12 protein-coding genes are annotated in these 12,669 nt (G+C 67.2%); 4 read left to right on the top strand and 8 right to left on the bottom strand.

Annotated features, from left to right (window positions below; all coding sequences use genetic code 11):
• The first annotated feature begins 7 nt into the window (after nucleotides 1-7).
• From ACNJ7E_RS27705 to ACNJ7E_RS27690, 4 genes are read left to right on the top strand one after another with little or no spacing between them, the layout of a single operon-like run.
• Nucleotides 8-901, top strand: coding sequence for an XdhC family protein (locus ACNJ7E_RS27705; protein ID WP_418341476.1), 894 nt, complete (start codon nucleotides 8-10; stop codon nucleotides 899-901).
• A complete protein-coding gene (locus ACNJ7E_RS27700) occupies nucleotides 898-1,785 on the top strand; it encodes an AAA family ATPase (RefSeq protein ID WP_255968770.1) in 888 nt (295 codons plus the stop codon). The genes ACNJ7E_RS27705 and ACNJ7E_RS27700 overlap by 4 nt, the downstream gene beginning before the upstream one ends.
• 12 nt (nucleotides 1,786-1,797) lie before the next feature.
• The gene (locus ACNJ7E_RS27695) at nucleotides 1,798-2,439 is read left to right on the top strand and encodes an SRPBCC family protein (protein WP_280780671.1); all 642 of its coding nucleotides are present in this window, start codon (nucleotides 1,798-1,800) and stop codon (nucleotides 2,437-2,439) included.
• Nucleotides 2,436-3,653 (top strand): vWA domain-containing protein, encoded by a 1,218-nt coding sequence (locus ACNJ7E_RS27690; RefSeq protein ID WP_418341475.1) that lies wholly within the window; start codon nucleotides 2,436-2,438, stop codon nucleotides 3,651-3,653. The genes ACNJ7E_RS27695 and ACNJ7E_RS27690 overlap by 4 nt, the downstream gene beginning before the upstream one ends.
• Nucleotides 3,654-4,067: 414 nt before the next feature.
• On the opposite strand, the gene ligD is transcribed toward ACNJ7E_RS27690, so the two are convergent.
• From ligD to ACNJ7E_RS27650, 8 genes are all read right to left on the bottom strand, one after another.
• The gene (ligD, locus tag ACNJ7E_RS27685) at nucleotides 4,068-5,039 is read right to left on the bottom strand and encodes a non-homologous end-joining DNA ligase (RefSeq protein ID WP_418341474.1); all 972 of its coding nucleotides are present in this window, start codon (nucleotides 5,037-5,039) and stop codon (nucleotides 4,068-4,070) included.
• A gap of 114 nt (nucleotides 5,040-5,153) precedes the next feature.
• Nucleotides 5,154-5,588 (bottom strand): PAS domain-containing protein, encoded by a 435-nt coding sequence (locus tag ACNJ7E_RS27680; RefSeq protein WP_418341473.1) that lies wholly within the window; start codon nucleotides 5,586-5,588, stop codon nucleotides 5,154-5,156.
• 57 nt (nucleotides 5,589-5,645) lie between these two features.
• Nucleotides 5,646-7,247: a serine/threonine-protein kinase gene (locus tag ACNJ7E_RS27675; protein ID WP_418341472.1), complete on the bottom strand. Its 1,602-nt coding sequence runs from the start codon at nucleotides 7,245-7,247 to the stop codon at nucleotides 5,646-5,648.
• 100 nt (nucleotides 7,248-7,347) lie between these two features.
• Nucleotides 7,348-8,580 carry a methyltransferase domain-containing protein gene (locus ACNJ7E_RS27670; RefSeq protein WP_418341471.1) on the bottom strand — a complete coding sequence of 411 codons (1,233 nt, stop codon included), beginning with the start codon at nucleotides 8,578-8,580 and terminating at the stop codon, nucleotides 7,348-7,350.
• Entirely contained in the window at nucleotides 8,564-9,373 is an 810-nt protein-coding gene (gene rfbF, locus ACNJ7E_RS27665; RefSeq protein WP_283330915.1) for a glucose-1-phosphate cytidylyltransferase, read from the bottom strand. Before rfbF ends, ACNJ7E_RS27670 begins: the two co-directional genes overlap by 17 nt.
• Nucleotides 9,370-10,560, bottom strand: a complete 1,191-nt coding sequence (locus ACNJ7E_RS27660) for a DegT/DnrJ/EryC1/StrS family aminotransferase (RefSeq protein ID WP_418341470.1) — start codon at nucleotides 10,558-10,560, stop codon at nucleotides 9,370-9,372. The genes rfbF and ACNJ7E_RS27660 overlap by 4 nt, the downstream gene beginning before the upstream one ends.
• Nucleotides 10,557-11,609 (bottom strand): NAD-dependent epimerase/dehydratase family protein, encoded by a 1,053-nt coding sequence (locus tag ACNJ7E_RS27655; RefSeq protein ID WP_418341469.1) that lies wholly within the window; start codon nucleotides 11,607-11,609, stop codon nucleotides 10,557-10,559. The genes ACNJ7E_RS27660 and ACNJ7E_RS27655 overlap by 4 nt, the downstream gene beginning before the upstream one ends.
• A gap of 24 nt (nucleotides 11,610-11,633) precedes the next feature.
• Entirely contained in the window at nucleotides 11,634-12,563 is a 930-nt protein-coding gene (locus tag ACNJ7E_RS27650; protein WP_283330917.1) for a hypothetical protein, read from the bottom strand.
• Between the last annotated feature and the right edge of the window lie 106 nt (nucleotides 12,564-12,669).

The following is a 12,669-nucleotide window of genomic DNA, read 5'->3' as shown; positions in this document are numbered from 1 at the left end:
AGGCCCGATGGATCTGAAAGAGCGTGCGGCGCAACTGGCGCGCGACCGCAGGCCGTTCGTCCATGCGACCGTGGTGCGGGCGCAGCCGCCCACGTCCAGCCACACCGGCGACGAGGCGATCCTCCTGCAGGACGGGACGATCGAGGGGTTCGTCGGCGGTCAGTGCGCGCAGAATTCGGTACGCATGGCCGCCCTGGGCGCGCTGGCAACCAACGAGAGCGTGTTGCTGCGGGTCCTTCCCGACGGGGCGGTGCAGTTCCCCGAGACTCCGGGCGCGTCCGTCGTGGTGAATCCGTGCCTGTCCGGCGGCGCCATGGAGATCTTCCTGGAGCCGCAACTGCCACCGCCGTTGGTGCGGATCTTCGGCACCACGCCGATCGCGCAGGCGTTGGGGGGCATAGCGGAACTGCTGGGATTCACCGTCGAGCACGACGACGCCGGTGTCGAGCAGTTCTCCGGCACCACGGCGGTGGTGCTCGCCGGTCACGGCGGACCCGAAGCGGAGGTCATCCGTGCGGCGCTCGACGCCGGGGTCGGGTATGTCGGGCTCGTCGCCAGCCGACTACGCGGTGGGGCCATCCTCGACACCCTGGGTCTCACCGAGTCCGAACGGTCGCGGGTACACACCCCCGTCGGTCTCGACATCGGGGCGCGGACGTCGGCGGAGATCGCGGTGTCGATCGCGGCCGAGTTGGTGCAGGAACTGCGGACCGCGGGACTTCGCGCGCCCGAGGATGATTCGACTCCGCGAGCGGCGGTGACCGAGGCGGTCGATCCGGTGTGCGGGATGCGCGTCGTCGTGGGACGGGACACCGCCCACCTACGGCGCGGCGGCGACGATTTCTGGTTCTGCGGGCCGGGTTGCCGGGCATCGTTCGCGCAGGAGACGGGAGCGGTATGACGGCGGCATTCGAGGACGTGGCCGACGTGGTCCGGCGCTTCGATGCCGAGGACTATCTCCTGGACTTCGGAACCGCGTCGGCTCTGTATCTCGCGGCGGCCCTGCGCCGCCCGCTCCTGCTCGAAGGCGAACCCGGAGTCGGCAAGACCACCGCGGCGAAGGCTCTCGCGACCGTCCTCGGCGCCCCGCTGATCCGGTTGCAGTGCTACGAGGGCCTCACCGCGAACGAAGCCCTCTACGACTGGAACTACCAGCGGCAGTTGCTCACCATCCGACTGGCCGAATCGCGGGGCGACGGCCTGACCGAGGACGACCTGTTCACCGAGGAGTTCCTGCTGGAACGTCCGATCCTCCATTGTGTGAGATACCGAGGACCGACCCCGCCTGTACTGCTGATCGACGAAATAGACCGAGCCGACGACGAGTTCGAGGCACTCCTCCTCGAGTTCCTGGGGGAGGCATCGGTCACCGTTCCGGAACTGGGAACGTTCACGGCCGAACAGCATCCCGTCGTCGTGCTGACGTCCAACCGGAGTCGCGACCTCCACGACGCGCTGCGCAGACGATGCCTCTACCACTGGATCGACTATCCGGAGCCGGCGCGGGCGGCCGCCATCGTGCGCCGCACGGTGCCCGTGGCGGCGTCGCCCCTCATCGAGCACGCCACCCGCTTCGTCGGCCGGGCCCGCGAACTCGATCTCGACAAGCCGCCCGGAATCGCCGAGACGATCGACTGGGTGTCCGCACTCGCGGCGCTGGGAGTGGCCGATCTGGTGCGCGACGACGCGATCCAGAGCCTGAGTGCCCTCGCGAAGACCCCGGACGACCGCACAATAGTTCAGGACGCATTCACCGACTACGCGCACGGCCTGGCCACCGGATGAGAGGCAACTGCCATGAAGATCGCCAACGAGTTCACCGTCAGCGCCCCGATCGAGCAGGCCTGGGAGGTGCTCAGCGACCTCGAGGAGGTTGCTCCCCTGCTCCCCGGAGCTCAGATGACAGGGCGGGAGGGTGACGATTACCTGGGGAAGGTGAAGGTCAAGGTGGGCCCGGTGACCAGCGAGTTCAAAGGCAAGGCCGCCTTCGTCGAGCGTGACCCGAAGGAGCATCGCGCCGTGATCGATGCCCGCGGGAGGGACTCGCGCGGGTCCGGCAACGCGTCCGCGACGATCATCGCCCAGTTGCACGAGGTCGGCGACCGCACCCGCGTCACCGTGGACACCGACATGAAGATCGTCGGCAAACTCGCGCAGTTCGGTAGCGGAATGATCCAGCAGGTGTCGGAGAAACTCATGGGGCAGTTCGCGGAGTCGCTGGAAGCGAAGCTCGCCGGGGGACCCGCCGACCAGCCCACGGCCGCGCCCGAGGCGGCCGGCACCACGAACCTTTCCGTGGCCCGGCCTGCCGCCGAACCGGCGCCGCTGGACCTGCTGGCGCTGTCCGGTGCGGGTGCGTGGAAACGGTACGCCCCGATCTTCGCTGCCATCCTCGCCGGGATCGTGGTCGTCCTCGTGGTGGGCCGCCGCAGGCGATGAGCGCGTCGGGCGTCCTGCGGGGCGTCGATCTCGCGGCGTTCGCGGTGGCACTCGTCGCCCGGTTGCGCTCACGTGGTGTCGTCGTCTCGGCGAGTGGCCCCGCGGTGTTCGTGCAGGCACTTCATCTGTCGCCGCCGGCTTCGCGGTCGCGGCTGTACTGGTCGGCACGTCTGACGCTGGTCAACCGCGTCGACGACCTCGCGTCGTTCGACGCGGTGTTCTCCGCGGTTTTCGAGGACGCCGTGCTGTCCCTGGATCCGCACGCGCGACGCGGCGCTGCGGGACGAGAGACCGCCCTCGCCGGTGTCCGAGACGGCCGCGACCGGCCCGGTGAGGCGCAGGACGTCGAGGGCGTGCCGTGGATGACACGACCGATGATGACCGGCGGCGACGACAGCGACGAGGACGACATTCACGACGCGCTCACCGCCGTACCGGACACCCTGCCCAGCAGGCTCGTGGCCCGCGCCGACGAACCCTTCGCCCGATTCGACGCCGGCGACCTCCGGCTCCTCGGGTCCTGGCTGGAGCAGGCCACCGCCGCGTGGCCGTCCCGCCGCACCCGACGTCGCGAAGTGCATCGCCGCGGCCGGCGTATCGACCTGCGCGCCACCATGAACCGGTCGAGGGCCACGGGCTGGGAGCCGGTGGTCCTCGCGCGCAGCCGTCCGCGGAGCCGTCCGCGGCGCATCGTGATGCTGTGCGACGTGAGCCGGTCGATGCAGCCGTACGCCGCGATCTATCTCCATCTGATGCGGGCGGCGGTGCAACGACAGACCGCGGGCAGGCCGGAGGTGTTCGCGTTCTCCACGTCGCTGACGAGGCTCACGCCCGTGCTCGCCCACCGCAGCGCCGAGACCGCGGTCCGTAAGGCGAACGACAAGGTGGTCGACAGATTCGGTGGCACCCACATCGCGGGCAGCGTGAGCGAACTGCTGGCGTCCCCGCACGGCAACGCGCTGCGCGGCGCAGTCGTGGTCATCGCGTCCGACGGCTGGGACAGCGACGACCCGACTCGCCTGGCGCAGGCCCTCACCCGGGTCCGGCGCCGCGCCCATCGACTGGTGTGGCTCAACCCCCGCGCCGGTGATCCCGACTTCCGGCCACTCGCCGGATCGATGGCGGCCGCGCTGCCTCTCTGCGATGCATTCCTCCCCGCGCATTCCGTGTCGGCGCTCCGCGACGTGCTGGACGTGATCAGCCGGATGGGATAGCGGGTGGCGCGATTTCCACCCCCAGGGTGCCTGGCCGCCGTCATGTGTTTCGCCGAAGCTCTATGGACGGTGCACACCGTTCTTCAGCTCACAGGAGGAACCCACATGTCGACTTCCAGAACTTCCGCCAGAATCGTGGCTGCCATCGGGGCGGCCCTCGCAGCCCTCTCGATCTCACTGGTGGGGACGGCCGAAATCGCCGGCGCCAGACCATGTCAGAACGATTGTCACGCACCGGTTCCCAAGCCGCCGGTCGACGGCTGCCAACTCTGCAATCCCAACCCACCACCGCCTCCGCCGCCACCGCCCCCGCCGCCACGGTAGGGAAGAGTTCGGCATGCGAGACACGCGCCTCGGCCGCACGGTCGGGGCGTGTGTCGCGTTGTGGGGACGCCCTCGGTCAGTTGCCCGCGATCAGTCCTCCGCGCCGCCGGGATCCGATTTGCCTTCGGCCTCGTCGCGGTCGGCCCACTCGAGCAGCGGTTCGAGCGAGAACACGGCGTCGTCGATTCCGGCATGCAGGTCACCGAGTTTCGCGAAGCGGTCGGGGACGGTGGCGATCGTGAACTCATGGGGGTCCACGTCGTCGATCTCGTCCCACGTCACCGGTGTGGACACGGTCGCGTCGGGCACACCCCGCACCGAGTACGCGCTGGCGATGGTGTGATCGCGGGCGTTCTGGTTGTAGTCGACGAACAGCTTGCGCGGATCCCGGTCCTTCCGCCACCAGGTGGTGGTGACGTCCTGCGGGGCCCGGCGCTCCGCCTCGCGGGCGAAGGCCAGCGCGGCCCGCCGGACATCGCCGAAACTCCAGTCGGGCCGGATCCGGACGTAGACGTGCATGCCGCTTCCGCCGGACGTCTTCGGCCAGCCCGTCGCACCCAGTTCGTCGAGCACCTCGTGCACCACCCCGGCCACGCGCCGCACCGTATCGAAACCGCACTCGGGCATCGGATCGAGATCGATCCGCCACTCGTCGGGGCGTTCGACGTCCGCGCGGCGCGAGTTCCACGGATGGAACTCGACCGTGGACATCTGCACCGCCCAGATCACGTCCGCCGGGTGCGTCACGCACAGTTCGTCGGCGTGACGGTTGTACCGCGGAAACGTCACCCGCACCGTCTGGACCCAATCCGGTGCACCGTGCGGCAACCGTTTCTGGTGCACCTTCTCGCCGCTCAGGCCGTCCGGAAAGCGGTGCATCATGCAGGGACGTTCGCGCAGGGCGCGGACGATCCCGTCGCCGACGCTCAGGTAGTAATTCGCGAGGTCGAGCTTCGTGGCACCGGTGGCGGGGAAGTAGACGCGTTCCGGGTGCGAGATCCGCACGGTCCGGTCGCCGACCTCCAATTCGACAGCGGGAGCCTTGCTCTTGCCGGTCGCCATGCAGTCAACCTAACCCGCACTCGATCCCTCCCGCGCTGTTTGCAGACGGTTTCGCCGGGATCCCAGGCAATTGCGTGTGAATCCGGCAAATGTCCGTGCGTCTGTGGGGCGGGGTCAGAAGCCGGGCGCCCGGCCGCCGTTCCACAGTTGTTCGGTGACGTCGTGGAAGCAGACGAGGGTCACCGGATCGTCCTGCCGGCGGAGGATGGGCCGGCTGACGAGTGCGCGTACTCGGGATCCGTCCTGATGTGCGAGGTCGACGGGTGTGGTGGCGGACTCGCGGAGGTGCTCGACCGCGCCGGCACCCGTCGGTGCGTCGTCCAGGTCGAGCAGTTCGGACACCGGGTGTCCGCGCAGTGACGCGACGGGATGACCCAGCATCTCCTCGAAAGCGCTGTTCGCGTGGACGACGGTGCCGTCGCTCTCGACCGCAAGGACGGGAACCGGAAGGCGTTCGAGCAGGACGAGGGCGGGTAGCTGCTCGAGGTAGCCCAAGGGAGTTTCCGGGGTCGGGCGACGTCTCTCCTCATGCTCTGCCTGTGCGCTCACAGCCCTATACTCTCACCGATTCCGACCGCTCGTCCCGTTGTCGTCGTAGTCGGCGGTTCAGCGGTGTGCGGACTCGACCATCGGTTCGGTCGCGAGGATCCGTCCGTCGCCGCCGACGATGGTCAGGGCGGACGGGGTGAGCCGGTACTGGGTGCCGCCGTCGCCGGTGGCCACGAAGCCGGAACCGCTCGAGATCGGGTCGTCGACGGAGATGGAGGCGCCGTCGCTGATGCGCACGCCCTGGTAGTAATAGCGCCCCACTCCGGTCTCGCATACCACGACGAGAGACTTCGTGGTGCGACCGACGAACACCGCCGGGTTGGTGTAGTTGCACCGTGCATCGGACGGGGGCAGGAAACCCTGCCCGTCGGCGCCCGACACCTCGCCGGCGATCGGCGGCGGGGTAGCCGTCGTCGTTCTGGGTGTCGTCACGGCAGGTGGGACCGTCGTCGGCGCCGCCGACGTGACGGGTACGTCCTCCGTGGCCGGGATGCGGACCCGACTGCTGGTGGCGGCGGCGACAGTGGACGCGTCCGGGGTGTTCCGATCCAGCACGAGCCATCCGACCACCCCGCCGAGTGCCAGCAGCGCGATCACCAGCACGGTGACGATCACCGGCACGGCCACCGACCGTCGAGCCGGCGGCGGGGCGGCGTAGGGAGTCGCGGGGTAGTACAGCGCCGCCGGGGGCGGCGCGGGCGGACCGCTGTGGAACGCGGTCGGCGGGTAGACGGGGGGACGGCCGCGGTCGTCGACGCGCGTCGGTTCGGACCGCATGCCCGGCGAGGGTTCCGGGCGGGTCACGATGTCGGTTTCGGTCTTCCGCTCGCGAGCGGTCAACGCGGACCGGGCGGCGGCCGCGAAGCCGCCGGCCGTCGGGTACCGATCACGGGGGTCCTTGGCCAGACCTCGGGCGATCACCTCGTCGAACGTGGCGGGCACGTCGGGTCGAATCGAGCTGGGGCTGGGCACCGGCGTCGTGAGGTGGGCGCGGATCGCGCTGCTGATGCTGGTGGACGGGAACGGGATGGACCCGGTGAGGCATTCGTAGAGGACACATGCCAGCGAGTAGACGTCCGCGCGCGCATAGACCGGCGCATTGTCGAACCGCTCGGGCGCCATGTACGCGTAGGAGCCGACAGCGCTGCCGAGGGTGGTGAGGCGGAGGTCGGAACTCGAGTGTGCGATACCGAAGTCGACGAGGTACGCGAACTCACCCGCCGTGACGAGAATGTTCTCCGGCTTGACGTCGCGGTGGATGAGACCGTCGGTGTGCGCGGCGTCGAGTGCCGCCGCGATCTGGTCGACGATCGCGACCGCGTGTGCGGGACCCATCGGGCCCCGTGTGCGGAGCAGCGAACGCAGGTCCTGTCCCACGACCAGGCGCATGTCGATGTAGAGCACGCCGTCGATTTCGCCCCAGTCGTGAATCGGAATGACGTGCGGCTCCTGCAACCGGGCCGCGGCATGCGATTCGCGACGAAACCGCTGCTGATAGGTGGGGTCTTTCGCGAGGTCGACGTCGAGGATCTTGAGGGCGACGGTGCGATCCTTGGTGGTGTCGTACGCCTCGTACACCTCACCCATTCCGCCTCGGCCGAGCAGCGCCCTGAGATGGTATTGCCCGAACTGCGAGCCGACCCGTGTACCTGCCGCCATTGCCGTTTCCCCTCGAAGCCGGAAACAGCACGATACACGCAGGTGTCGCGCTGTCCGGTCCGGGGTGACGAATTCGGTTCCCGCAGTAGGGGATCTGGGCTCAGTCGAGCACGGCCAGCTCGGGGACGGGGACGACGAATCTGCCACCCCAGTCGCGGATGTACGACATGTCCCGAATCACCTCGTCCCGTAGGTTCCACGGGAGGATCAGCAGGTAGTCGGGGCGGGTGTCGCGGATGTGGTCGGGCGCGTGGATGGGAAGGTGGGTTCCCGGCAGGAACCTGCCCTGCTTGTGGGGGCTCCGGTCGACGGTGTAGTCGAGCAGGTCGTCTCGGATCCCGCAGTAGTTGAGCAGGGTGTTGCCCTTGGCCGGCGCGCCGTAGGCGGCCGTCGACAGTCCGCGGTTGCGTGCATCGACAAGGAATTCGAGCAACGCTCGTTTGGTGCGCTTCACTCGCTCCGGGAACGCGGTGTAGCCCTCCGGAAGGTGGAGGCCGGCGGCCTGTTCGAGTTCGCCCAGCTCCCGCAGTCGCCGGGACGTGATGTGACGGGGATACTCGGCGTGACAGGCGTAGATCCGCAGGGAACCGCCGTGGGTGGGGAGTTGTTCGACGTCGAACAGCCGCAGGCCGTGGGCCGCGAACACGCGTGTGACGGTCAGCAGCGAGAAGTAGGAGAAGTGCTCATGGTAGATCGTGTCGAACTGGTTGTGTTCGATCAGCTGGAGTAAGTGAGGGAATTCCATGGTGATCACGCCGTCCGCCGCGAGCACGGTCGCCATTCCGGCGACGAAGTCGTTCAGGTCGGGAACGTGCGCCAGGACGTTGTTGCCGATCAGGAGGTCTGCCTGAATGTCCTCCCCGACGAGTTTGCTCGCCATCGAGATTCCGAAAAACCCTATCCGGGTGTCGATCCCGCGTCGTATGGCGACCTCGGCCACGTTCTCGGCCGGCTCGATGCCGAGCGACGGGATACCGGACTCCACGAAGTACTGGAGCAGATACCCGTCGTTGCTGGCGATCTCGACGACCTGCTTCGAACTGTCGAGGTGGAACCGTGCCGTCGTGTCCCGGACATACGCATGGGCATGATCGAGCCAGCTCTGCGAATACGACGAGAAGTAGAGGTAGTCGGTGAAGATGAACTCGGCCGATTCGAACTCGGCGAGTTGGACGAGAAGGCACTTCGAGCACACGTACGCATGCAACGGGTAGAACACTTCTCGTCGATCCAGTTGATCGGCGGCGAGGTACGAGTTGGCGAGTGGCGACATCCCGAGGTCGCAGAACGACTGCTCCAGAGGAGTACCGCAATGCCTACAGGGAGTACTCATGATCGTCCCCCTCGCAGCCCAGTCCGTCGTTCCAGATCTTCCAGGGGGCCTTGTCGTTGTCCCAGAGTTCGTTGAGGTAGATCTTGTCCCACAACGTGTCCATACCGCGCCAGAAACCGGGGTGCTGGTACGCGGAGAGTTCACCGTCGGATGAAAGGCGCTCCAGCGGGGCACCTTCGAAGACGGTGTCGTCGCCGTCGATGTAGTCGAGGACGGACGGGTGGGCCACGAAGAATCCGCCGTTGACCCAGCCGCTGCTGCCGCGGGGCTTCTCCTCGAACTGCACCCGGTCTTCCTCCATCAGGAGTGCGCCGTAGCGGCCGGGCGGTTGCACCGCGGTGACCGTCGCGATCGAACCGGACTCCCGATGGAACTCGGCGACCCGGCGAATGTCCACGTCGGTGACGCCGTCGCCGTACGTGAACGAGAAGACGTCGTCGCCGATGTGCTCTTTGGCCCGCAGCAGGCGTCCACCGGTCATGGTGGAGGCGCCCGTGTCGAGCAGTGTGACGGTCCACGGCTCGGTCTTGGACGAGAGCGTCTTGGTCGTGTCGGTGGCCAGATCGATGGTCACGTCGGACATGTGCAGGAAGTAGTTGGCGAAGTACTCCTTGATCATGTAGCCCTTGTAACCGAGCAGGATGATGAATTCGGTGACGCCGGCTTCGCCGTAGATCTTCATGATGTGCCAGAGGATCGGTCGCCCACCGATCTCGACCATGGGCTTGGGCCGACTCTGCGACTCCTCGCTGATTCGAGTGCCGCGTCCACCGGCGAGAATGACGGCCTTCATGACAGTTCCTTACGTGGTCGAAGAATGGTGTGTAGTACGTCGCACACCCGGTCGACCTGCGCTTCGGTCAGCATGAGCGCCGAAGGCAGATTGATCGAGCGCGACGCGATGTCGTAGGCGGTCTTGTTTCGACGCGCCGCTGTCACCGCGGTGTGGTATCCCGCGAACGCGGGCAGTGAACTCAGGGGCGGCAGGAAGGGGCGGGTGTCCACCGAATGCAGATCGAACAGCTCCATCATCCGGCGGGCACGCAGCCGGTAGTCCGGGTGGAGAACGGCGGTGACCATCCAGAACGTGTTGGTGAGCCCGTCCCGCCGGTGATTCAGCTCCAGGCCGGGAACGTCCGCGAGACGCTCCTCGTACCACGCGAAGATCTGCTGCTTCTTGTCCAGGAGTTCGTCGATGCGGGCCAGCTGGGCCCGGCCGAACGCGGCCTGCAAACTGCTCATCCGGTATTTGAAACCCAGCTCCTCGGTGGTGAAGAACCGGTGGTCCGCCGGTGTGCGACCGTGGTCCCGTAACCGCTGGATCCGTTCCGCGAGGTCGCTCCGATCCGTTACGACCATTCCACCCTCACCGGTCGTCAACGTTTTCGTGCCGTGGAAGCTGAAGGTTCCGATGTCGCCCAGCGTGCCGGCGAGTCGCCCGTCCAGCTTGCCGCCGATGGCCTGGGCTGCGTCCTCGATGATCGGAATGCCGGCCGCGACGGACCGGACGTCCGCCATGTCCGGTATGCCGCCGTACAGGTCGACGGTGACGATGGCCGCGGTCCGGGAGCTGACGCACCTCGCGAGCGATTCGGGTGACAGGCACCAGGTGTCGGCGTCGATATCGGCGAAGACAGGGGTCGCGCCGACATAGGTGACGGGGGCTGCCGTCGCCACCCACGTCGATTCCGGCACGATCACCTCATCGCCCGGTCCCAGGCCGAGGGCGAGCATCGCGAGATGCAACGCGGAGGTGCAGTGCGGCACGGCCGCTGCGAAGTCGGTGCCGAGGTAGTCGGCGAACTCGGTCTCGAAGAGGCCGACCGATTCGCCGGCGTGGGTGTACCAGTCGTTCGCTGCGGCCTCGGCGACGTACCGGACCTCGAGGTCGGTCACCCACGGCCCGGCAACGGGAATACGGTCCCGCTCGCGCAGGGCCGCTCGCTCCTCGACATCCGGGACCGTCTTCGGCTCGATCATGTTGCCACCCAGCGCAGATCGCAGTCGAGTCGGCCTCGGTCGAGGTGCTGCTGGATGGTCCTCAGCCGGAAGAACCGTGGTCCTTCGAAGTGCTCCGCGGTCATGCCGCCGTCGGAATACGCCACCAACAACTCCTCGATTCCCTGGCGCAGGGTCCACTGGGGCCGGTAACCCGGCAGCTCCCTCTCGATCTTGGAGAAGTCGACGCGGTAGTCGCGGATGTCGGCCGTGGCACCCTCGGAATGTCCGACGACGCAATCGGGCACGACATCGGCGACGAGTCGCGCGATGTCGAGCACCTGATAGTTCTCGCCGACCCGTCCGACGTTGAAAGCCTGATCGTGGACGACCTGTCTCGGCGCTGCGAGCACCTGTGCGAATGCGTGCGCGATGTCAAGGACATGGACGAGAGGCCGCCACGGCGTGCCGTCGCTCTGCAGCAGTACCTTGCCCGTGGTCACCGCGTGCCCGAGTAGGTTGTTGACGACGACGTCCGCACGCAGTCGCCGTGAGAAGCCGTACGCCGTGGCGTTCCGCAGGTACACCGGCGAGAAGTCGTCGTCCGCGAGCCGGGACAATTCCTGCTCGACTCGCACCTTCGATTCCCCGTACGGTGTCACGGGGTTGAACGCCGCCCCCTCGTCCAATTCGAGATCACTGCCCGCGCCGTACAGGCTGCACGAGGACGAGAACACGAACCGGCCGACGCCCGCCGCCTTGGCCGCCTTCGCGAGCCGGACGGATGCGGCGAGGTTGATGTCGTACGTCAGGTGCGGATCGATGTCGGACAGTGGATCGTTCGACAGGGCGGCGAGGTGGACGACGGCATCGAATCCTTCGAGGTCCGCCGGGGTGACGTCCCGGACGTCGAGATCCAGCGTCGGCACCGGATCGGGAGGCGCGAGGAAGTCGCAACCGTCGAAGTAGCCGGTGTCGAGGCCGACGACCTCGTGTCCGAGGAGGACGAGCAGCGGAGTCATCTCGGCGCCCAGGTAACCCAGGTGTCCGGTGACCAGAATTCTCATAGGTGATGATGTGCTGTCGGTCATTCCACCGGCTCCTCGATGATCGTTCTACGTGACTTCGAGTACGGACGGGTCGAACACGAGGACGCCGTCGGTGCTGCCGCCCCGGTCGTACAGCGCAACGATCTCGTCGGGTACCCGGTCGTAGGTGTCGGCGCGCAGGTAGTCGCGGACAGAAGTTCCGGTCGAATGGGAATCGACGTTCGGGGGGCCCGCTTTCGCGATCAGATCGTCGAGACTGATCGTGCGGAAATCGAAACTGAATCGGGCCTGACCGGTCGTGTTCGGCACCGTTGCGTGCAGTTGTGCGCCCGAGAACGACAGGATCGATCCGACCTCACCGACGATCCGGACTTCGCTGCCGGGACCCTGTCCGCTGAGCCGGGGGTGCGGCCGCGGGTCCTCCTTGATGTAGAGCGCGGCGTCGCGACGGGAGGAGCGATTCCATTCGTAGGCGTCGAACTCGGCGCTCGAATTGTCGGTGGGTCGCTGCCAGAATTCGGGGTGGAACGCCATGCAGCTCTTGTCCGTCACGCCGAGAATCGGTGCCCACCAGTTATTCTGGCATTGCGGTGAGGAGTACCAGGTGTCTCGGTGCGGTGTGTAGTTGTATCCGAGGCCTGCCGTGAGATAGGAGGCCGGGGGGACGGCGCGCAGTTTGGGCACGTCGAAGTAGGTCCGGGTGATGTCCGCTCCGAGGTCGACGAGTACGTTGCGCAGGAGTTCCTTGGAATGGGGATGGTGGGTGAAGCCCGTCTTCAGCGGCCCGAGGATGCGCACGTATTCCTCGACTGGAAGGTCGTCGTGCGCGGTCAGCGGATTGTGCGCACCGAAGGCGGCTTCGATCAACTCCCAGGCGAATTCACTGAAAGCGCGGATGGAGTCGCGGGGCGGGAAGCAGAACACCTCGCCCGAGAAGATTCGCTCACGTCGGGCCTCGTCCGTGACGTCGGACTCGGTAGAAATAACGAATGCCATGGGTCTGTCCTCACATCGTGTCGATACTCGGTTACTGTCGGAGGCCGAGTCGAATGTTGCTCGCCGGCATCGCCGTCCGCCGCCTGGTGTGCTCTGGCGCGGACTG

This window comes from Rhodococcus mengyinensis (genome assembly GCF_048381435.1).
In the GTDB taxonomy this organism is placed as follows: Bacteria; Actinomycetota; Actinomycetes; order Mycobacteriales; family Mycobacteriaceae; genus Rhodococcus_F; species Rhodococcus_F opacus_D.
This window is presented reverse-complemented; position numbering and strand designations above follow the sequence as displayed.

What these genes read in the sequence shown, in the direction of transcription:
- ACNJ7E_RS27670 (WP_418341471.1), bottom strand. Translation starts at nt 8,580, where the DNA reads ATGAGTACTCCCTGTAGGCATTGCGGTACTCCTCTGGAGCAGTCGTTC.
- ACNJ7E_RS27705 (WP_418341476.1), top strand. Translation starts at nt 8, where the DNA reads ATGGATCTGAAAGAGCGTGCGGCGCAACTGGCGCGCGACCGCAGGCCG.
- ligD (WP_418341474.1), bottom strand. Translation starts at nt 5,039, where the DNA reads ATGGCGACCGGCAAGAGCAAGGCTCCCGCTGTCGAATTGGAGGTCGGC.
- ACNJ7E_RS27660 (WP_418341470.1), bottom strand. Translation starts at nt 10,560, where the DNA reads ATGATCGAGCCGAAGACGGTCCCGGATGTCGAGGAGCGAGCGGCCCTG.
- ACNJ7E_RS27675 (WP_418341472.1), bottom strand. Translation starts at nt 7,247, where the DNA reads ATGGCGGCAGGTACACGGGTCGGCTCGCAGTTCGGGCAATACCATCTC.
- rfbF (WP_283330915.1), bottom strand. Translation starts at nt 9,373, where the DNA reads ATGAAGGCCGTCATTCTCGCCGGTGGACGCGGCACTCGAATCAGCGAG.
- ACNJ7E_RS27700 (WP_255968770.1), top strand. Translation starts at nt 898, where the DNA reads ATGACGGCGGCATTCGAGGACGTGGCCGACGTGGTCCGGCGCTTCGAT.
- ACNJ7E_RS27650 (WP_283330917.1), bottom strand. Translation starts at nt 12,563, where the DNA reads ATGGCATTCGTTATTTCTACCGAGTCCGACGTCACGGACGAGGCCCGA.
- ACNJ7E_RS27655 (WP_418341469.1), bottom strand. Translation starts at nt 11,609, where the DNA reads ATGACCGACAGCACATCATCACCTATGAGAATTCTGGTCACCGGACAC.
- ACNJ7E_RS27695 (WP_280780671.1), top strand. Translation starts at nt 1,798, where the DNA reads ATGAAGATCGCCAACGAGTTCACCGTCAGCGCCCCGATCGAGCAGGCC.
- ACNJ7E_RS27690 (WP_418341475.1), top strand. Translation starts at nt 2,436, where the DNA reads ATGAGCGCGTCGGGCGTCCTGCGGGGCGTCGATCTCGCGGCGTTCGCG.